Genomic DNA, 19936 nt, shown 5'->3' with positions numbered 1-19936 from the left:
AGCTCGAGTTCCGACCCGCCGGGTAGGGGACCAGGGCGTTCCCGCGGAAACGCCCCGCAGCCAACCCGGTGCCGGATGGCCTGCCGCACGAGTGTTTAGGGTGTGGCGGTGACCTTCCTGAACGCAGTGACCCTGGTCGGCGACCTGGTAACGCTCGAGCCGCTGTCCCTCGACCACCACGACGGCTTGGCCGACGCGGCCCGCGACGGCGACCTGTGGGACCTCTGGTACACGTCCGTCCCGCGACCGGAGGCGATGCGCGCCGAGATCGAGCGCCGTCTCGCCCTCGCGGCCGCCGGCACGATGGCGCCGTTCACGGCCCGGCGCAACGACACCGGCCGGATCATCGGGATGACCACCTACATGAACGTCGACGCGAAGAACCGCCGCGTCGAGATCGGCTCGACCTGGAACGCCCGGTCCGCCCAGCGCACCGGCACCAACACGGAGAGCAAGCTGCTGCTCCTGACCCACGCGTTCGTCGAGCTGGACTGCATCGCGGTCGAGTTCCGGACGCACTGGATGAACCTTCAGTCGCGCGCCGCGATCGCGAACCTGGGCGCCAAGCAGGACGGCGTCCTGCGCAACGACAGCGTCATGCCCGACGGCTCCCTGCGCGACACCGTCGTCTTCTCGATCATCGCGTCGGAGTGGGCGTCCGTCCGCAACGAGCTGACCCGCCGCCTGGCCGCCCACCGCCCCACCTGAGCCAGCGGACTCCCCGGCTCCCCAGCTCCCCGGCTCCCTGTGAGCGTCGAGTTCGCCGTTTCGACGCGACTTCGCCGGTTGAAAACGGCGAACTCGACCTCGGACCGACGAACTCGAGCCCGACGCCGAGTCGATCTGAGTCGCGAGGGCTCGTTGGTGGCCGACCGACTGGACTACGCGCGTGCGTCCTGCGCCGCTAGGCGGTCGGCCCGGCGCTGCTGATGACGCGGCCACCAGAGCTGGGCGGCGCTCATCACGACGAGATACGCGGCGGCGGCCGCCCACCACCAGGGCGACGACGTCGCCGCGAGGTAGATGTAGAACGCGAACAGCACGCCGAACGTGATCAGCCCCCGTCGTCGATCTCCCGCCATCCTGCCCGCAGCCGTAAGACCCGAGACGACGGACCTGACCCACACCTGACCGTTCTGCCGAGAAATCGTCACCCGGTCATCCTCCCCCACCCGCGTTCTGCAAAGTTCCCCGCGTTCTGCGAACTCAAGGAGTTCGCGGAACCTCGGTTTGTTCGCAGAAGCGCGTGGGTCAGCCGGCATCGGCGTCGGCGTCGGCGGTGAGGAGCGTTAGGCGGCGGCGCAGGTGGCCGGGCATCCAGAGCTCGGCGGCCAAGAGCCCGACGAAGAGGACGACGAAGGCCCACCACCACGGCGAGGACGTCAATGCGAAGGGTATGTAGATCACGGTGACCGCCCCGCCCGCGATCAGCCTGAGCCCCCGACGGTGATCCAGAATGTCGAGCTCGGAGTCGGCGAGTCGCGCGGCAGCGTGCCGGATCTCCCGGTCGAGCGGCGCGGGCCCCCGGCGGGACGCTCGGCGAGCGACCAGGAGGTCGACGTTCGACAGATCGCCGGCCACCACCGCGAACCCGCGCTGTCGACGTGCCGACATCGGTCCCGTGATCGCACCGATGACGACACCCATGCCAAGACCGAGGACGACTTTCCGGAACGGGTGCTCGCTCGCGGGGTCGTCGATCCAGCCGAAAGTTGTGAACATCCCGGCACTCAGGAGGCAGTTGATCAGCGACCACACCCACCGGGGAGCGATCTGCAGATACGCGCGAACCGCGGTGCTACGCATCGGCGTCGGCCGTCAATAGGTCGATCCGGCGTCGCAGGCGGCGTGGCCACCACAGCTGCATCACGAACATCGCGCCGAAGAACGCGACGGCCGCCCACCACAGCGGCGTGGTCGTCACAGCCTGGAAGGCGTAGGCCACGATCGCCACGCCAAAGGTGGTCAGCGTGAACGTCCGCATGCGCGCCAGGCTGTCCAGCTGCTTGCCGGCGATCCGTGCCGCCGCGAGCCGGATCTGCTGATCAGACGGCACCGGGCCGCGCGTTGCCGCTCGGGCAGCCGTCCGTCGCTCGCCGCTCGAGAGCCCACCCGCCGCGACCGAGAGCTGACGCCTCTGCCGGTAGATGAACGGCCCCATGAACGCGCCGTAGAGCGCCCCTCCGATCACCCCACCGACGACTGACGCAGCCCAGCTCCCGGAGATGAACAGTCGGCCGAGCACCGTCATCGACGCCCCGAAAGAGAAGCCCATGATCAGGATCCACGCCCACCGTGGAGCGTTCTGCAGATAGTCGCGCATCGCCGCCATTCTCTCCCGCCCGGTTCCTCGAAAAACTCAGCGTCAGTCGCCAGGTGGCGCGCCGACGTCGGCCGTGAGGAGATCGATGCGACGCTGCAGGTGACCGGGCATCCACAGCTGGCCGGCGAGGAAGCCGACGAAGATCACGGCAAAGGTCCACCACCACGGCGATGACGTCGCGGCAAGAAATACGTAGAGCACGATGAAACCGCCGAGACTGATCAGGCTCAGCCTCCGACGTCGCACCATGTCGTTCAGCTGGTGGATGGCAATTCGTGCGGCAGCACGCCGGATCTCGGGATCCTGGGGAGCCGGCCCGCGCGATGCGGCGCTGGTGGCGGCCCGCTGGTCACCCGCGGACAGGTCGCCGACGACGCCCGACAGCACTCGCCGCTGCTTGACGGCGAACCATCCCGCGACACCGCCGAGGAACGCTCCCATGATCACGCAAATGAGGACCACCCGGACCGGGTCGCTCCCCGGGTGGTTGTGCAGCAGATAGACCGTCATCCCCGCCGCGAACACCAGCCCAGAAACAACAGAAAGCACCCAGACCTGACCGTCCCGCCGATTGCGCACGCCGCAATTCTCCCCCACCGGTTCAGCGAAGTTGACCGCGTTCTGCGACGTTACGCCCGTTCCGCAAACTCAGAGACTTCGCAGAACGCGGGTTTCTTTGCAGAACCGGGCGGGGCGGCTTGGCGGCTCAGGCGACCTGGGGCATGACCTCGCGGGCTACCAGGGCTAGGTGGTCGAGGTCCTTCAGGTCCAGGACCTGCAGGTACACCCGCGAGGCGCCGGCGTCGGCCAGCTCGCCCAGTGTGTCGACGACCTCGGAGACCGTCCCGGCGACCCCGTTGGCGCGCAGCTCGGCGGGGTCCCGGCCGATCGCCTCAGCCCGCCGCGCGACCTCGGCGTCGTCGGCCCCCGCGCACAGCACCAGGGCGACGGAGTACACGAGGTCGTCGGGGTCCCGGCCCACGTCGTCGCAGGCGGCGCGCACGGTCTTGAACCGGGTCGCGACCTCGTCCCGGCGCGGGAAGGAGGTGTTGTACTCCGCCGCGAACCGGGCCGCGAGCGCGGGCGTGCGACGCGGCCCGTTGCCGCCCACGATGATCGGCACGCCCGCCCGGGACGGGTCGCGCGGCGAGGCCTGCACGGGCTTGGGCAGCGCCGGGGAGTCGGTGAGCGTGTAGTGCGTCCCCGCATGGTTGAACCGCTCCCCCACCGGCGTGCCCCACAGCCCGCTGACGATCTCGAGCTGCTCGGTGAGCAGCCCGAACCGCTTCTCCGGGAACGGGATCCCGTACGCGGCGTGCTCCGCGGCGAACCAGCCGGCGCCCAGGCCCAGCTCGACCCGCCCGCCGGACATCTGGTCGACCTGCGCGACCTGGACCGCCAGGATCCCCGGGTGCCGGAACGTCGCGGAGGTCACGAGCGTGCCGAGGCGGATCCGGCTGGTCTCGCGCGCGAGCCCCGCGAGCGTGGTCCACGCGTCGGTCGGGCCCGGCAGCGGGTCGCCGTCACCCATGCGCAGATAGTGGTCGGAACGGAAGAAGGCGTCGAACCCGAGCCTCTCGGCGGCCTGGGCGACAGCGAGCAGGTCGTCGTAGCTCGCGCCCTGCTGCGGCTCGGTGAAGATGCGGAGGTCCATGCCGCCAGTTTTTCACGGCGCGCGGCGGCCCTGGCAGAGTGGCCGCATGACCGTGCAGACCGAACCGGACCTGACCACCGCGCTCGACGTGCTCGACTGGCGCCGGCGCACCGCAGAGAACTATCGCGAGGTGCGCCGGATCGCGGCCACCGACCCGTCCGCGGCGCACGGCGTGTGGGTCCAGAGCCGGGACGAGTTGTTCGCCGACCATCCCGCCTCGCCGCTGCTGGCGGCCGACCGCGCCGACTTCGCCGGCCTCGCGGTCGCGCCCTACGACCCCGCCTTCCGGTTCGAGGTCGAGGTCGAGGTGCAGCCCGCGGCCCCTGTCTCGTTCGAGTCGACGACCGGGACGGACGGCCTGGTCCGATTCACCCGGGTCGGACGCGTGCAGCTGGGCGACCTCGGCTCGCTCGACGTCTGGCTGCTGCGGTCCTACGCCGGCGGGTTCTTCGTCCCGGTCAAGGACGCGCTCGCGGGGCCCGACGGCGGGACCTACGGCGGGGGCCGGTACCTGCTCGACACCATCAAGGGTGCCGATCTCGGCGCGCCGCGGCCAGGAGTGCTCGTGCTGGACCTGAACTTCGCCTACAACCCGTCGTGCGCGTACGACCCGGACTGGGCGTGCCCGCTGGCGCCGGCCGGGAACGTGCTTGCCGCCGAGGTCCCGGTCGGCGAACGATATGTGGACCTCTCCGCCCGTTCCGCTAACCGTCACTAAGCAGGACAATTGCCGCATGACCACATCCCGTGCGGGCAGCGCGATCACGGCGATGTGGGCCAGGGACAATCCCGTGAGTTCGAGCGACGACGACCAGGGCCGCGGGTTCGCGCCGGCGGCGCCCGACCGGCTGGCCGCGTACGCGGAGGCGGGTGAACTGCGCGAGGTCTACCTCGCCGCGCCCTGGCCGGTGCACGAGGGCCCGTGGGCACGGTGGTTCGGGGAGGCCTGCGAGGCGCTGCACGGTGTCGGGGTCGAGCTCAGCGTCCTGGGGGGCGACGCGGCCTGGTTGCAGCAGCCGGCGCTCGTCGCGCAGTGGCTCGCGGACGCCCGCGCGGCCGGAGAGTTCGACCGCGTGCACCTCGAGGTCGAGCCCTGGCAAGTGCCGGGCTGGTCCGGCGACAAGTCGGGCGCGATGCGCGGCTACCTGACCGTGCTCGACGTCGCCCGATCCGCCGCCGGACCGCTCCCCGTGGACGTGACGGCGCCGTGGTGGCTCGCGCACGAGCCGTTCACCGACGACGGCGACGCGGCGCACCCCGCGCAGAGCGCCGTCGAGCCCGCCGGGACGACGATGCTCGACGCCCTGCTCGCCGGGGCGGACCGGGTGTCGATCCTTGCGCACGCCAACCACGCCGACGGGCCGCGCGGGATCCTGACTCTCGCCGACCATGCGGTCGGCGCGGCCGTCGCCGCCGGTCGCCCGTTCACGATCGGGGTGGAGACCGCCACGCCGACGGGCACCGCGGACGCGAAGCTCACGTTCTTCGACGAGGGCCCGGTAGCGCTGTTGCGGGAGGCCGCCGTCGTGCACCACGCCCTGACGGACCGGCCCGGCTACCTCGGCGTCGCGGTCGCGGACCACCGCGGCTGGCGGCGCCTGCTCGGCGTGTGACGACGGCACCGGGCTCTCGACGATGGCACCCGGCTCGGTCCAGGGGCTCCAGGTCGTGGTCACCGACATCGAAGCCGCACACGCGGAGCTCGCCGGGCGCGGCGTCGAGGTCAGCGACATCCAGGACTTCAGCTGGGGCTCGTTCGTGTTCTTCAGCGACCCGGACGGCAACGGCTGGGCCGTCCAGCAGACCACCCCGCGCCCGGAGTCCGCGCGGAACTGAGCCTTCAGTAGCTGAAGGCCGCGAGCCGTTCGCGCAGGTCGGTGGACATCCGGCTGAACTCGTCGACCGAGGCGCCCATCTGGGCCAGCACCGCGCTCGCGCTGGCCGCGCCCGAGGCGACCCCGGTGATGTTGGTCGCGATCTCCCCGGAACCGGCGGCCGCGCTCAGGCGTGCGGCTTGAGGCGCACGAAGGCGCGGGAACTGCGGTCCGAGTCGGTGACCTGCCAGGTGACGAGATCGACCGCTCCGGCCACGCGTAGCAACGGCAGGTCGACGTGGTCGCCGACGCGCGGCACGGCGGCGGTGATGGTCTCGTGGATCAGCGTTCCGGCGAGATCGACGAACGCGACGTTGTAGTCCCCAGCTCCCATGGTGCTAGCCAGCCACAACCCCCGAAACGGCCCAGAAACCCAGCGGATGAGACCACTATTGAGAGCACCTCTCTGGGCACGCGCGCGGCAACCTGGCGGGTGTAGGGCGGCTGATGGCGGCGTCGTTGCCGCACTTTTCTCGGGTACGGCTGTGGGCTCAGTCGCGCGCGGGGCGGCCCGCCGATCCGCGCGCCCTCTCCTCACTGCAAGAAAGCATCACGAACACAGATAGCGGGCGGGCGATGTAGGCATACCCGGAGGCGTGTTCGACGGCGGCCACGTTGCGCCAGTTGAGACCGCGTTTTGAGACCACGCACAAGTCAGCCCCTCCCCGGCGAACCGGGGAGGGGCTGACGTGCGTTCGATATGGCGGTGGCGGTGGGATTTGAACCCACGGTGGAGTCTCCCCCACACACGCTTTCGAGGTCTCGGCGGCGGAGTCCACGAGCGTCCGCGGCACGCGGTTGCGCATGGACTACCCCGCGAGCGAACCCCGCCGAACGGCTCGGAACCCTCACGGATGAGACCACTATTGAGACCGACGGCGTCGGTGCGCCTAGCACCGGGAGCGATGACCGGTGGGTCCGGCGTCCATCACAAAGAGGGGCTACGGATAATGGCAGCCATGTGGACCATCGAAGACTCACGGCGGCTGGCCGAGGAGTACGTATCCGGCATGGGGCGCCGTTGGGACCACCTGAGCCGTGTCGGGCGAACTGCGGAGGAGTTGGCCGAGCGGTCGCAGCTCGTGACTGAGACGGTCGTGTGCGCGGCGTGGCTGCACGATGTCGGGTACGCACCGGGCATCGCCAGCAGCGGCTTCCACCCGCTCGACGGTGCCACGTTCTTGTCCAAACTGCGTGCTCCGAACGAGATCGTGGACCTGGTCGCCTTCCACACTGGTGCGCTCTACGAGGCCGAAGAGCGAGGGCTTGGGGACCGTCTCGCGGCGTTCGCTCAACCGGAGGCTCACGATCTGGACTTGCTGACAATGATCGACCTCGGCACTGCGCCCGACGGGTCACCGACGCGAGACACCGACCGCATCACAGAAATCCTCAGCCGATATGAGGACGGGCACCCGGTCAATCGAGCGATCCGTCGGTCAGGCTCTGCCTTGCTCGCGTCGTCGGCGCGCGGGAAGCACGCGCTCGGGCTGGCGGATGCCTGGCCGATCCGCTCCGCTTAGCGCGCCAGGAAGCACTCGATCCACTCGCCGATTATCCGGACCACGCTCGTAGGTCCACGCCACGGGATGCCATGAATGGCACGGGGTCGACCGGTGTGGAACGGTCATGGATCTCGAAGTGGAAGTGCGCTCCGGTGCCGACGCCGGACGCACCGGAAAGTGCGATGATCTGACCCGCTTGAATTGGGTCACCCGGCGTGACGAGCGCCTGAGACAGGTGCAGATAGTACGTCTCGATGCCGCCGGGATGAGTCATGGCGACGGTAAGCCCGCCACCACCCCACCAGGACACGCTCTTGACAACGCCTGCCGATGCGGCAGCGAGCGGCGTGCCGATGGCCGCCTGAAAGTCCGTTCCGGCATGAAGTCTCCAGTCGTGGAATATCGGATGTAAGCGCATACCGAACTCGGATGAGATCCGGCTCTTGAGGGGCGCCGTCCACGTCCCGGCCGCGAGGATCGTGGCGGGCACGACCGGGTGCGCGGCGCTGGCGGTGACGCTGGCGGTGAGCTGAAACGTGGCGGCACAGAAGTGGTCGATGTCGACGCCGGTCGCGCGATAGTCGGCCGCGCTGACGAGCGGGGAGCTGTCCGGGTTCGTGCCGGGGGCAGTGGCGGCGGGGGCGAGGGGGACATCTCCCGAGAGCGCCGCGACGATCCGCGTGGCCCGCGCCTCGTGTTTGGCGTACGCGCCGGGGAAGCCCGAGCGCTGCACCCGCTGGGCGGCATCGGTGATGGGTAGCGATTTCCACCCATCGACCTCCAAGAGCCCACCAGGGGACGCTTGGCCGGAACTGGCGACAAAGTGCGGGCTGGACGGACCGCCGTAGAAGGCCCGCGCGGAGTAGTCCGGGTCCTGGATCTGCGTAGGGGTACCCCATCCCTGCGAGGGCCGCTGCTGGAAGATGCCGACCGAGTCCCGGTCGCCGTGGTCCAGATTCTGAAGACCGGACTCCTGGAGGGCGACGGCGATGGCGACGACCATGCCGCGCGCGGAGACCCCTGCCGCCTTGCCCGCGCCGATGATCGCGCGAGCGTTGGCGAGCTGCGCGCCGTCGCCAGGTCCGAATCCGTCGACTGCACCCCCTGTCGGCATCGGCGGGACAGCATTGACGGGCGTGGGCCGATAGAGAGTGGAGTCGACCTGATAGCCGAGCCCACGGCAGGCGTTGCTCGCCGCCACCGTTGCGTCAGTTCCCTTGATCGTCGTCATGACGGCGCTGATGATGAGCACCCATCCGACGGCGAGGACCGCTAGACCGGCGACGATCTTGAGCCAGTTGCGCCGAAGCCACGCGATCGCTTGGGCCTTTGCCCAGGTGGCGAGTACCGCAAATGCTGCTTCCATGGCTGGTACCCCGCCGGGTCAGTTGGTCGGCTGGACGTCGGTGGCGAGCCAGGTCTGCGCGTGCAGCTCGACGAACACGCGCACGTAGGTGGATCGTGTCGGGACGTCGAACACGCCTGCTTCCTTGTTGAGGGCGACCTGGACGGGCTGTCCAGACACGGTGGCGGCGGGGATGTTTGCCGGGTCGGTGGTTTGGAGTGCGGTGTAGAACTTCGGGGTCACCAAGGGGCGCACGGCGGCGTGCCAGGCAGTTGCGGACAGGTCAGGGCGTGCCCATGCGGCGACGAACTGCGCGGCGGCCTGGGCGGCTGCTACCGAGTCATTGGTCGCGGCGGGATCGCCGCTTAGCGCGTCACTATTGCCGATCTCATCATGTGCGGCACGGGCGGGGGGCGGTGACCCGCTCGGGGTGGGCGTCGCGTTGCCAGGGGTCGAATTCGCGGTTGTGGGGCTCTCAGTGGCTCGGGCGGGTGGTCCCCCGCCGGAGCTGTTCAGTGCTCCCGCGGCATTCACGCCCAGGATGACGACCACGATCACGCCGATGAGGCGCCACGGCGACCGCAGGGGCCAGCGGATGACAGGCGCGAGCACAGCCCAGATCACGACCTGCCCCCTGCGGCAGTGGCCATCTGCCGCGTGCTGGCGCCGTGAGGGCGCCAGACGGTGAACACCGACTCGCCCTCGATGATGCTGATGTTCGCCTCGAACACGCTTTGGGGGATCGACTCGCCCTGCCGCATGATTCGCGCCGGGGCTGTGAGGTCGTCGGTCTGCGGCGTGGGACGGCGGTCAGCGTCGATGGCCGGCGCCGGGCGGTAGCCGCCGTCGTCATCGGAGGTGACGGCCGGGTGGGGGCGCAGGTCCTGGTGCACGGGGGCCGGAACTGCCTCGAGTTCGGGTCGGCGTGTGGTCGTCAGTGCGCGCCGACCGCTCCCAGGCCCGAACGTTTGCGGCGTCGAGCGCGGAGAGGTGACGTCTCGGAAGCCATGCACGAGGTCGGCGCCGCTCCGGCCCGTGCCGCCACCGATGCCCAAGAGGGGCTGGCGGGTGCCGAGGGCCGGTCGGGTGGCCGCAGATGCCGGGGCCATGTATGCGGGGCTGGTGGCGGGCGCTGGTGCGAGCGGGGCTGGTGTGTCGGCGACCGGGGCCTCCTTGGGCCGGCTCGAATCGGCCACCCCGTCGGCGACCGCTCCTCGGGTGAGCATGTATCCGGCGCCAGCACGAGCCAGGCGTCCGAGCGCACCCATCCCGGGCGCGGATTTTTTGGGGAGGAGCAACTTGAAAAGCACGATCGGCATCATGAGCGCGAGAATAAGTTTCAGTGCGTAGGGGACATCGGATCGCAGTACCGAGGAGACGAGCGCGAGATTAACGAGCGCACCCAACCAGAATAGCGGTCCCATGAATAGAATTCGCGCGAATTGTCCGACGGTAGCGAGAACCCAACCGCGTGCAACTTCAAGCATCCCGAAGACGCCGAGCGCCGGGACTAGGGGGATGAATACGCGGGTCGCGCCGTACGCGAATACGACGAACACGCCGGCGATCAACAGGAACGGCATTGTGACGAGGGTCTGGATGGTGACGCTTGTCGCGGCGTCGAAGCGGCCTTTGTTCCCGGTCAGCTGTTGGTAGGCCTGGGCGTCTTCCTGTTCCACCTTCGCTGCGGTGTCGACCCACGACGCCTGTTTTGTCTCGATGATCGTCTTGCCGGCCGTGGGGTCGTTTTCCACGGTATCGGCCTCGGACCATGTGAGGTGTGAGGCGCGAAAGAGCGCGGGGCCGTACTTGATGGCAAGTTTGCTGGTGGACGATCCGAGGGTCCCCTCCAGCCAAGACGCATAAAGGCTGTTGCGGTTGATGACGTCGATCTGGGCTGTCAGTGCTCGGCTGGCGTCGCTTGCCGGGGTTGCTGCCGGCGTCGCTGGGGTCGCTGGGGTCGCGGTCGTGGGAGTGAGTGCTGTTCCGGCCGCGCGGGCCGACGCGGTGACGGTCTCTCCGATGAGGCCGTCAATGGCCTGCGCCGACGTGACGGGATAGGACATGAGGAAGGTGGTCCCCACCAGGACGATGAGCGCCCACCCGGCCGATGTCACGGCCCCTGAAACGTCCGCGCGCGCTGCGGCGACCAGGATCATGGCGGCCACGAGGAGCAGGATCACCGTGAACCACGGGCCGTAGAACCCGTTCTTGACCGCCTCCGTGGCCTGGGTCAGTGGCTGATCGAGCGGCTTCAACCAGGTCGGATCGACCACGTTGTTGAGCATCGACTGTGTCACCGCATTTGTCGCGGCGGCACCTGCCAGCGCCACGTTGCCGAGATCGGTGGTCACGCGGTTGGTGCCCGGCAGGCACCCCTCGTCGTAGTCAACCCACTTGTAGGAGTAGCCGTAGACGTCCGAGATGGCTACGTGCGGGTCGGTGAACGGGTCGGCCGTCGGCGCGACCGTGGGCCGCACGGCGAGCTTGCCGGGGAGCCCGGATGTCGGTCGGGCCGGCTCGGGGGGCGGCGCGCAGTTCTTCATGGGGAGCACCACCCCAGCTGCGGCCTGTGCCGGGGCCGCCGACGCCCCGAGGGCCGGTCCGGCGAGGGTGAGCCCGAGCGCGACCAGGAGGGCCGCCAGGACGCGGAAACTCCGAGTCCCGGTCACACGAACACCTCTTCGTCCTCGATGGCCCGCGCCTCTTCGGCGGCCTGGACCGAGCGGCGCTTGTCCGGGTCGGAGGTGGAGTCGAGCGCGGCGAGCAGATCGGGGTGATTGGAGAAGTCCACGCGAATGCGTTCCATCCCCCCGCGCCCGCCCTCTCCTCCCATTCCGTCCTTGAAGATGAACTCGCGCGGTGTGCCTCGCTCGGTCGAGCGGCGAGACTTCATGCTCAACCGGCCGAAGACCGACTCGTATCCCACGCCGACCGGTAGACCGAGGAGTTCGCAGTTTGCGCTCTGGTCCTTTTCAGCAATCGTTTTACCCACGAACGCGGAGCCCACGTGGTTGTTGATGTTCTGGCCGAGCACACTGCTGGCATTCTGGGTGGCAATCAGGGCGCAGATGTCATGTTTGCGCGAGTCGGTCGCCACTTTCTGTACGAGCGTGGCACCTGAGCCCGTCTTGGTGATCTCGTGGACCTCGTCCAGGGCGATTCCTTTTCGCTCGTGAATGTCCGCGCGGTAGATGTTGCGCAGCGCGGACCAGGCGGCGAGGTTGAGGATCGGCCTGGACATGAGCTCGTCGTAGGACCAGTCCTCACGCGGCCGAGTCTCGTCGACCTGGGCGAGTCCCTTGAGGGAGAACACCGTCAGCCGGACGTCGTCGCTCGCCTCGCCATGGTTACCTGAGTCGGCGCTGGCGAAGAAGAGCCGGGACAGCTCGCGGTCTCTTGCCTCCTGGAGTCGCGAGTGGATCTGGTGGGGCACCACGTCCTGGGTCGGGGCGTTGCGCAAGGTCAGCAGAACCGGCTCGATGGTCGAGTGCGGGCGTGCCTCAGAGCTCGAGATCGCGTCGCGCAGGGTGCTCTGGACGTCTTCGCGTTCGGCGGTCTTGGGCGGCAGGCACCAGCGGAGCGTGTCGTAGACGAGGTCGCGCCGCTGAGCCTCGGCCGCGCTCATCGCCAGCCGCCAGGCACGGTCTGGGTCGAGCTCGTTCCGGAACCAGGACAGGTGCGGATCGGGGACCAGGGCGTAGGGGTTCAGTGCGCCCGGTTCGCTGTTGAGCAGGTTGACCGCGCGGGAGATCCCGCGGAACTCGGGCATGCGGGTGAGGGCGTCCAGGCGCCCGGACGGGTCCATGACCGTCCACGGCACGCCGCTCGCGCAGGTCTTGTAGACGATCCCGCCCATGAGGACCGTCTTGCCTCCGCCCATGACGCTGATGATCGGCACCAGGCCGGAGCCCTCGGCCACCTCCGGGCCGTACCAGGGGTCCCACGTGACCGCGCGCTCGGAGAAGCCGGACGTGTATCCCCACAGGGGCCCACGCTTGTCCCCGACCTCGGCCGTCGCGGCCGGCACCCCGGCGGAGAACTTCAGGACGGGCATCCGGCGCGTGTGCCCCGAGTTGGCCAGCGGCTCGCCGGGCACGAACTCGCGCGCCAGGCGGAACTGGTCAAACTCGCGTTCGATCTTGATTCCGGGCTTGTAGAGATTCTGGACGACCTTCGCGCGAGCCAGCGCCTCGGCCTCCGTCGGCGCCGATACGGCGATCCTGAACCAGCCTCGAAGGCGTGTGGACAGCCCGTCGAAGCCGCTGCGCATCTCGTCCTCGACCTCGCTCGCGCGTTGCGCCTGGCGGGCGAGCTGGCGCGGGGGTTCCTTGGCGTGGTCCTTCGTGTAGTGGTCCCACTGCGCCGAGATCCGGTCGGAGAGCTTGTTCATCTCCCGGGCGGTGTCCTCGGGTCGGCGCACGTCGAGCCGGAAGGACCACTCGACCGGGAATCGCAGCTTGTCGGTCTTGGCGATCCACGGCTCTTCCTTCTCGGGGATGAACATCTCTCCCATCCGACCCACGGTAAGCACGACGACGTGGCGCGTGATCGGCTGCTCACCCATGGTCGAATCGACCCGGACGGACTGGGCCAGCGGCTCCGCGCTCCAGTTCGTGGCGGCGGCGAACTCGTCGAGGTCGTCCGCGTCCCAGGCGACCTCCTCGACGCTGTCCTGGGTCGGAGCTGGGCAGCCCAGCGCGAAGGATCGGGCGAGCAAGAAGGCCATGTCGTTGCCCACGGCGGGAACTGCCTCGATGCCGGCGCCCGCCATGATGGCGTCGGTCTCGTCGAGCTTGGCCTGGAGGGCTTCCATCTCGCGGCGAGCAATGTCGGTGGAGACGCGCGAGGACCAGTCGACAACCGTTGATCTGGTGCCCAGATCGACCCCGTAGTAGACGAGCTTGTCGGCCTGCATCCGGTGGCGAAGCTGGAGCTGGTCACGCTCGAGGATCTGTTCGAAGCCCTTGGTCGGTGCCGGGGAGTTGTTCCACGCGGCCTCGGCCCAGGACGCGACGGGGTAGGGCCGGGTGGTGATCCGGCCGTAGATCGTGCGTCCGACGAGTTCCGCGATCTGCGCGGCCTGGGCGGCGATGAGAGCCTCGCCGTCCGCGACGCTGCGGAAGGACCACATCTGAGGGTCAAGGAGGTACCACGCCGTCATGCGCTTGTCGGTGAAAGTCACGTGGTTCTGCACCCGCGACAGTGCCCACCCCATCCCCGTCCCGTGCGGCTTGGGGATCTCGGGGTGCGAGGCATGGCCAGGTGCGGTCCGGTCTGCTGGGCGGGCGCCCGTGGCCTCTTCCTCGGCCGGGTCGTAGTCGATGGTGGGCTCGTCATCGGCTGCGGGGTTTCCCCGGCCGAAAATCCCCTTGAGGTCGGTGACCCGCATGTCTCTATGCCCCTGCCTTCGATGATGACCGGTTGGTGTACGACCTCCAGCGGCGCCGACCGCTGGGAAGATCGTGAGGGGCGCCGATGTGCGTGCTGCGCGCCCGAAACGCTCGCGTAGGACGGGTGCGATGCCCCTTGAGTGGGTGGCGGCGCGCAGTGAGCTCATGGCCGAGCGTCTGCACCATGACCGCGAGGGGGCGCTCCTGGGAGGTGTTGTCGACGATCCAGCCCGTCAGCCACGTAGAGCCGATGAGCAGCAGGCCGACGCTCAGCAGTGAGTAGCCGATGCCGGTCCGGGTGAGAAACGCCAGACCGAGGAAGAAGACGAATGGCCCAACCAGGATCGCGCGATAGCGAAAGCGGCCGATGTACCGGCCGGGAGGCCCCAGGTAGGTCGCGTCGACGTCGTAGATCTCATCGTCGTCAGGCAGCCGCACCGCGCGGCGCCTCAGGCCGGGGACCGGACGAGGGACACGATCCACGTCCCGATCTCGGCCCCGGCGCCAGTGGTCGCCAGGGCCAGCACGGACAGACCAAGCACGCAGCAGACCAAGATCGTGACGATCTTGGAGATGTTCCCGCTCTTGCCCGCCCAAAGAGCAGCCACGGCCGCAACGAGCAAGACAATGGGAACAACATTGTTCTGGATCCATGCGGAAATGCCGCCCGTACCGAAGCCAGCGGCGGTGTGGAGCATGGTGTCAATCACGGTGTGATCCTCCTTGTTTGCAGCGTGTAGCGCATTCCGAATTATACGCTATAAATGAGCTTGCCGGTAGATTGCGAACCGGTCTTGTTCGGGTGACACTTGTCAAGACTCACGAGATGACGACGGCCACGAACTCATCACCGCTGGGGCTGATAACCACGATGTTGCCTCTTCCGCGGTGCACTAGACCAATGTTAGGAACTCCGCGCCCGTCGGGGTCGACGCCCTCGGCTACAGCGACAACAAGACGAGCGCCCATCAACAGTAATTGGTGCACCGTCCTCACCGGTCAGACGTCTCATACGTCTGTGGCAGATCGTTTCCTCCTGTTCACCCCAAATTCGCCGTCCGTTTGCCCCGGGAGGCTCGGTGGCCCGTCGGCCGCTACCGAGGCCGGCTGATCACGGACGCTCAGCGCTGACCGCATCACAGAAGACCCAAGCCGACATGAGGACGAGAACCCGGTTGAACGAGCCGGGCGGGACTCTGAAGTCCCGCGGCGCGCGAGATCCCTCCGCCGCGCGACTTGACCCGAAATGGCGACGTAGCCGCTCTTGCCAGCGGGTGAAAGCCGATCGTTTCAGGTGGGGCGGGGTCTTGGCAGGGGCACTCTGTCGTCAAGGGTGGGACCGCCGCTTGATCCTGAGAGGGAAGAGCCATGGGCCGCAAGTTCAACGTGCCGCCTGGGTGGCCGGCAGCGGAGTCCGGTTGCACGCCGCCCGCGGGGTGGGTTCCTGACCCTTCGTGGCCCCCTGCTCCGGAAGGCTGGCAGTTCTGGACGGGGGAAGGTGGTGCGAGTCCAGCGCCCCCCAGTAGCGCTCAGGCGTTCGCTGCCCCCGGCCCCGGCCCCGCACTTGCGGCGGGGCGTCGTCGGTGGCTCGCACCGACTCTGACGGGCGTCATTGGCCTGGTCTTTGGAATCATCATCGGGAGCCTGGGCGGGTCGGGCAGTTCCGCCTCTGGCGGTGGACCGGCAGCCAGCGGCGGACCGGCGACGTCCGTGACCACGCCGAAGCCAGTCACGCGCTCCACACCGACCCCCGAACGAGTCGCTCCGCTGTTCCTGCCGTTCGGTCAGACATGGCCCTATGCGGATGGCCTCACGGTCGCGGTTATCCCGAAGGGTGTCGCGAAGGCGACGGCGTACGCCGCGGGTGCAGAAGCATCGGGCGGGGAGATGTACCTGTTCGAGGTGCAGATCATCAACGGAACCAAGGCGGCGTTCAACCCGATTCTTACGCAGGCGTCGGTCACCTACGGGGCGGGCGGGTTGCAGGCGGGCCGGGTGATCGACACTGCCAACAACCTCGAGAACTCATTCGAGGGCATGATTCTGCCCGGTCAGCAGCAGGCAGTGGTCGAGGCCTATGCGGTCCCTGCTGCCGAGATCGGTAGCGTGACAATGACGTTCACCCCGGACCTCTCGCATGCCCCGGCGATCTTCTCCGGCCCGCTGCCCTGACCCCACATGCAGCCTGGCCCGACCCAAGGCCGAATGCCGCGCTTCGGACCGTCCGCTCCTGCGCCTGGCCGACTTCGGCCATCAGGGGCCTCTTGGGGTGATTGTCACCATTCGGCGTCGCGGCGAGGCCAGTCTCTGTCAGCATGGTTTGACGCACGGCCCGGGGCAACTGGTCTTGTGGAAGCAGGGGGCACGCATGGCTGGAACATCTGGCAGGCAGTGGTACAACTCGCCGCCGAACTGGCCTGCGCCCCCAAGCCCGGAGTGGCGGCCACCGACTGGGTGGAGGCCGGACCCTGCTTGGGGCCCACCGCCGGCAGGTCACCAGTTCTGGATCAGCGACGATCCCCCAACTGGGCAGACCAGTGGTCGACCGAGGTTGAGGCGGTTACAGATCGTGGGCCTGGTCGGTCTGGTCTTGTTCGCCCTGCTGGGTCTACTAAGCGGCTTTGGCGGCTTGATCATGTTCGTGGGCCTGTACGCAATGGGTACCGGCGTGTACGCGCTGATCCGGCAGACGTGGTGGATTGGGCGGTCCACGCGGAGCGCTGCCGCGGGAGTCTTGGCTGGCGGGTTCGTTCTGCTGGTGGTCGGCGCCGCAGTCGCAGGGACTCGCCCTGAGGCCAAGCAGGTTGCTTCACCGATTGCGGGCCCGAGCGCTACGTCGGCGCCGTCGATCACCCCGACGCCCACGCCTACGCGCACGGAACCGACGCTCGCCGAGCAGGCGGCGACGTTGCCGCCGCCCGAGCTGGCACCCGACGTCAACGTCGCGAAGGTCGGCGCGACAGCCAAGCCGCAAACCGCGCTGGCAACGGCACTGCTGCTCGCAGTCAAGGGACGCGCACCCAAGACCGGGTATACCCGGGACCAGTTCGGTTCCGGGTGGACGGAAATCGACCGCAACGGCTGCGACCAGCGCAACGACGTCCTGGGACGCGATCTCACCGGTGTGACCTACAAGACGGGCACCCACGATTGCGTGGTGCTCACCGGGACCCTCGCGGACCCGTATAGCGGGAAGAGCATCAACTTCGAGCGCGGCCAGGAGACGTCGAACGCCGTTCAGATTGACCACGTCGTCGCATTGTCGGACGCGTGGCAGAAGGGCGCTCAGCAGTGGGACTCGAGCAAGCGTGTCGCGTTTGCCAACGACTTCGTGAACCTGCTCGCGGTCGACGGCCCGCTGAACATGCAGAAGGGTGACGGGGACGCCGCAACGTGGCTTCCGCCGAACAAGGCGTATCGGTGCAAGTACGTGGCCCGGCAGGTCGGGGTCAAGTTCGCCTACGGCCTGTGGGTGACCAAAGCTGAGCAGAATGCCATGGTCAGCATCCTGTCGGGATGCCCGAACCAGCCGCTGCCTGCCGGCGTCACACCGCCGCCGAAGCCCAAACCCACGCCCACACCCACGCGGACGCACGCACCCGCTCCCGCACCGGTGCCAGCGCCTCCTGCTCCAGCGCCGGCGCCTCCGGCCCCCGCTCCCGCTCCCGCTCCCGCTCCCGCTGAGGTCTACTACGCGAACTGCGCAGCCGCTCGCGCCGCAGGTGCCGCGCCCATTCACATCGGCGAACCGGGCTACGCCAAACGCCTGGACCGGGACGGGGACGGCATCGCCTGCGAATAACCCCAGGGCCAGGTCCAGGTCGGCGTCCGACGGGCACGCCCAGTTCGCTGGGAGCTCTGAGGTCAGTCCTGCGAGTGCTGCCCAGTGTCTGGGGTGTGGGATGCGTTTGCCGCTGCGGATCAACGAGCACCCCGAGGGTGACAAGCCTGTGGCGTCTTGGAGTTGACGGATAGTGACCTGACGGAGCAGTGGCAGCACATGCTCGTGGAGCACAGCTTCGGTCACGGGGCTCTGACCGCCGCCCGTGGTCCAGTCCGCTTCGTGGGCTTTGATCGCGACGAGTGACTGGTGTCGTTTGGTGCGGGCTTCGGCAGACTGGGTCGGGTCTGCCCCGGCTGCGCGGGCGGCTACTCGAGTGGTGAGGCTGGCTTCGAGCATGATCCGCGCGTGGGCGTTGCGGGTGACGGGCCAGCACGTTGGGCAGAGTTGGCGGGTCTTGTCGGACAGCAGCACCCTGCAGAAACGGCACGTGGGCATCGGTCCGGGCCCGACCGTCGAGACCGGGGTGCGCTCGGCTGACCGGGCGCCGCGGGTCTGCGCTCGGACGTTGTTGGCGCGGGTGACTGGGGTGCGTAGCTAGACCTTGCCGGGGCTGCTGCGGGCAATGGCGTGCGCGACGCTCTTGGCGACGGGGCCGATCGCGGTGGCGTAACGGGCATCGCTTCGACGAGAAGGTGCGTGAGTGGTGGGACGAGCCGGCAGGAGCCGTCGCGGGTCTCGTGGAAGTCGCCGGCGGTGAAGTGCCCAAATTTCCGTGAGGGTGTATGCGATCACTCCCGTGGTGACTTCCGGATACTTCTTGGCGAGATCGACGCTCGCCCAAGGGTCAGCAACGTCGAAATGCTCGCGAGACGTCTCGAAGCAACTTGAGCATCTGCTGGCCGTCGATCGTTGGTCGATATGCCTCGGGTATCCGACGCTGAGCACGAGGCACATTGCGCACGGCAGCGATCAGAAAGTCCAGTTCAAAGCTCGTCTGCATGCGCAGCGACCACGTAGGGACGCGCAGCGGACGCAACTGGTGCTCTTGCGTATTGGAATGTTGCGAATAGCACGGGTGGCGCCCGCCTCGACAGCCGAGCTGACACCGACCGCAGACCGCAATCGAGGACGGGACCCCGCCAGGCGTCGGGTGGTCAGCACGCCCGCCAGCCAGCCCCACCGGTTGGCCCAGTTCATGGCGCCTCCTTCGTCGGGGCCCATCGAGGCGCCCACCGGAATCTTGAATTGGCTCGTTTGCCTCAGCCATTGCCCGTTTTCTGCATAAATGGTCGAACTGTCCTCATTGTGAAATTTGCCAGCATGCCGGGTGAATTCAATTCGCCGAAGCACTTTCGCTTCTCGAACGCAATACCTCAGTCAGCTCGCGTCGCTACATTACGTTTGCCAGATGCTCGCTGTGGGTTCTTGCACTTGGTGTTGTACGGCTCATCGGGGTCGTATGGCGTCGTGCTGGCGTGCCGTCACGCGTGACGGTCAGGACCGCAGGAGCAGGCGATGGCGTCTCTTACTGGGCTTTTGGGCACCCCGAAGTCGTGGCGGCGGGGGGTTCCGCTGATCGCGGCCGGCGCAGCACTCGCCGTGGTGGTGGCCGGGGCACCGGCCGCGGCCGCACCCGCGACCTATGAGCCGACGGCGCTCGTCGTGGCTGCTCCCGTGGCGGCCCGGCAGGACGTCCTGGAGCGCCCTGATGAGTTCTCCGCGGGGGTCGCCGCCGCGGAGCTCGGACACCGGGTCGAGGTGTCCGGGCTGCGCACCGATACGACGTCGACGTTCGTGAACCCGAACGGGACGCAGGTCTTGGAGTCCTCGAACTTCGCCCGGAATATCCCCAACGCGAGCGGCGCACTGGCACCGGTGGATACCTCGGTCGTGAAGGCCGCCGACGGTTCCTTCACTGTGGGCCTGCACCCGCTGCGCCCCCGGTTCTCGTCCGCGGCCACCTCGTCCTCGCTCGCGGTCGCCACGGCGTCCGGGGACATCAGGTTCGGGCTGACCTCCCCGTCGACGACGTCGGACGCCACGACAGACGGCGAATCC

Annotated in this window: 21 protein-coding genes; 9 read left to right on the top strand and 12 right to left on the bottom strand. The window is 68.4% G+C overall.

Annotated elements, in window-relative coordinates:
- Positions 1-108 precede the first annotated feature (108 nt).
- Positions 109-708, top strand: coding sequence for a GNAT family protein (locus VIM26_RS23770; protein WP_331955807.1), 600 nt, complete (start codon positions 109-111; stop codon positions 706-708).
- A gap of 173 nt (positions 709-881) precedes the next feature.
- On the opposite strand, the gene VIM26_RS23765 is transcribed toward VIM26_RS23770, so the two are convergent.
- From VIM26_RS23765 to VIM26_RS23745, 5 genes are all read right to left on the bottom strand, one after another.
- Complete coding sequence (locus tag VIM26_RS23765) at positions 882-1154, bottom strand: hypothetical protein (RefSeq protein WP_331955806.1); 273 nt, start codon at positions 1152-1154, stop codon at positions 882-884.
- A gap of 97 nt (positions 1155-1251) precedes the next feature.
- The gene (locus tag VIM26_RS23760) at positions 1252-1806 is read right to left on the bottom strand and encodes a hypothetical protein (protein ID WP_331955805.1); all 555 of its coding nucleotides are present in this window, start codon (positions 1804-1806) and stop codon (positions 1252-1254) included.
- Complete coding sequence (locus VIM26_RS23755) at positions 1799-2323, bottom strand: hypothetical protein (RefSeq protein WP_331955804.1); 525 nt, start codon at positions 2321-2323, stop codon at positions 1799-1801. Before VIM26_RS23755 ends, VIM26_RS23760 begins: the two co-directional genes overlap by 8 nt.
- Before the next feature lie 42 nt (positions 2324-2365).
- Positions 2366-2902 (bottom strand): hypothetical protein, encoded by a 537-nt coding sequence (locus tag VIM26_RS23750; RefSeq protein WP_331955803.1) that lies wholly within the window; start codon positions 2900-2902, stop codon positions 2366-2368.
- 127 nt (positions 2903-3029) lie between these two features.
- Positions 3030-3977, bottom strand: a complete 948-nt coding sequence (locus tag VIM26_RS23745; RefSeq protein WP_331955802.1) for an LLM class F420-dependent oxidoreductase — start codon at positions 3975-3977, stop codon at positions 3030-3032.
- 46 nt (positions 3978-4023) lie between these two features.
- Here VIM26_RS23745 and VIM26_RS23740 point away from each other — a divergent pair, with 46 nt between their 5' ends.
- Genes VIM26_RS23740 through VIM26_RS23725 form a run of 4 tightly spaced genes read left to right on the top strand, consistent with a single transcriptional unit; the run spans position 4024 to position 5995 of the window.
- Positions 4024-4695 (top strand): DUF1684 domain-containing protein, encoded by a 672-nt coding sequence (locus VIM26_RS23740; RefSeq protein ID WP_331955801.1) that lies wholly within the window; start codon positions 4024-4026, stop codon positions 4693-4695.
- Positions 4696-4711: 16 nt separating this feature from the next.
- Positions 4712-5590 carry a hypothetical protein gene (locus VIM26_RS23735; protein WP_331955800.1) on the top strand — a complete coding sequence of 293 codons (879 nt, stop codon included), beginning with the start codon at positions 4712-4714 and terminating at the stop codon, positions 5588-5590.
- Positions 5591-5612: 22 nt separating this feature from the next.
- Positions 5613-5813, top strand: a complete 201-nt coding sequence (locus VIM26_RS23730) for a VOC family protein (RefSeq protein WP_331955799.1) — start codon at positions 5613-5615, stop codon at positions 5811-5813.
- A gap of 41 nt (positions 5814-5854) precedes the next feature.
- Positions 5855-5995, top strand: coding sequence for a hypothetical protein (locus VIM26_RS23725; protein ID WP_331955798.1), 141 nt, complete (start codon positions 5855-5857; stop codon positions 5993-5995).
- Here VIM26_RS23725 and VIM26_RS23720 read toward each other — a convergent pair.
- Complete coding sequence (locus tag VIM26_RS23720) at positions 5979-6185, bottom strand: hypothetical protein (RefSeq protein ID WP_331955797.1); 207 nt, start codon at positions 6183-6185, stop codon at positions 5979-5981. The genes VIM26_RS23725 and VIM26_RS23720 overlap by 17 nt on opposite strands.
- A 625-nt stretch (positions 6186-6810) precedes the next feature.
- Here VIM26_RS23720 and VIM26_RS23715 point away from each other — a divergent pair.
- The gene (locus tag VIM26_RS23715) at positions 6811-7374 is read left to right on the top strand and encodes an HD domain-containing protein (protein WP_331955796.1); all 564 of its coding nucleotides are present in this window, start codon (positions 6811-6813) and stop codon (positions 7372-7374) included.
- Between the two features lie 31 nt (positions 7375-7405).
- On the opposite strand, the gene VIM26_RS23710 is transcribed toward VIM26_RS23715, so the two are convergent.
- From VIM26_RS23710 to VIM26_RS23685, 6 genes are all read right to left on the bottom strand, one after another.
- Positions 7406-8722 carry a peptidoglycan DD-metalloendopeptidase family protein gene (locus VIM26_RS23710; RefSeq protein ID WP_331955795.1) on the bottom strand — a complete coding sequence of 439 codons (1317 nt, stop codon included), beginning with the start codon at positions 8720-8722 and terminating at the stop codon, positions 7406-7408.
- A gap of 18 nt (positions 8723-8740) precedes the next feature.
- On the bottom strand, positions 8741-9325 hold the full coding sequence (locus VIM26_RS23705; protein ID WP_331955794.1) for a hypothetical protein: 585 nt from the start codon (positions 9323-9325) through the stop codon (positions 8741-8743).
- Positions 9322-11247: a hypothetical protein gene (locus tag VIM26_RS23700; protein WP_331955793.1), complete on the bottom strand. Its 1926-nt coding sequence runs from the start codon at positions 11245-11247 to the stop codon at positions 9322-9324. Before VIM26_RS23700 ends, VIM26_RS23705 begins: the two co-directional genes overlap by 4 nt.
- A 122-nt stretch (positions 11248-11369) precedes the next feature.
- On the bottom strand, positions 11370-14093 hold the full coding sequence (locus VIM26_RS23695) for an ATP-binding protein (protein WP_331955792.1): 2724 nt from the start codon (positions 14091-14093) through the stop codon (positions 11370-11372).
- A gap of 4 nt (positions 14094-14097) precedes the next feature.
- On the bottom strand, positions 14098-14532 hold the full coding sequence (locus VIM26_RS23690) for a hypothetical protein (protein WP_331955791.1): 435 nt from the start codon (positions 14530-14532) through the stop codon (positions 14098-14100).
- Positions 14533-14543: 11 nt separating this feature from the next.
- Positions 14544-14804, bottom strand: a complete 261-nt coding sequence (locus tag VIM26_RS23685; RefSeq protein ID WP_331955790.1) for a hypothetical protein — start codon at positions 14802-14804, stop codon at positions 14544-14546.
- Positions 14805-15804: 1000 nt separating this feature from the next.
- Between VIM26_RS23685 and VIM26_RS23680 the strand changes: the two genes are divergently transcribed.
- From VIM26_RS23680 to VIM26_RS23670, 3 genes are all read left to right on the top strand, one after another.
- Positions 15805-16266: a hypothetical protein gene (locus VIM26_RS23680; RefSeq protein WP_331955789.1), complete on the top strand. Its 462-nt coding sequence runs from the start codon at positions 15805-15807 to the stop codon at positions 16264-16266.
- A gap of 397 nt (positions 16267-16663) precedes the next feature.
- Entirely contained in the window at positions 16664-17896 is a 1233-nt protein-coding gene (locus VIM26_RS23675) for a GmrSD restriction endonuclease domain-containing protein (RefSeq protein ID WP_331955788.1), read from the top strand.
- Between the two features lie 1497 nt (positions 17897-19393).
- The coding region (locus VIM26_RS23670) for a hypothetical protein (RefSeq protein ID WP_331955787.1) at positions 19394-19936 on the top strand (543 nt) is incomplete at its 3' end.

It is taken from the genome of Pengzhenrongella sp., from assembly GCF_036565025.1.
Classification (GTDB): domain Bacteria; phylum Actinomycetota; class Actinomycetes; order Actinomycetales; family Cellulomonadaceae; genus Pengzhenrongella.
Note: the sequence above shows the minus strand (reverse complement) of the source record. Positions and strands in the feature narration are given on the sequence as shown.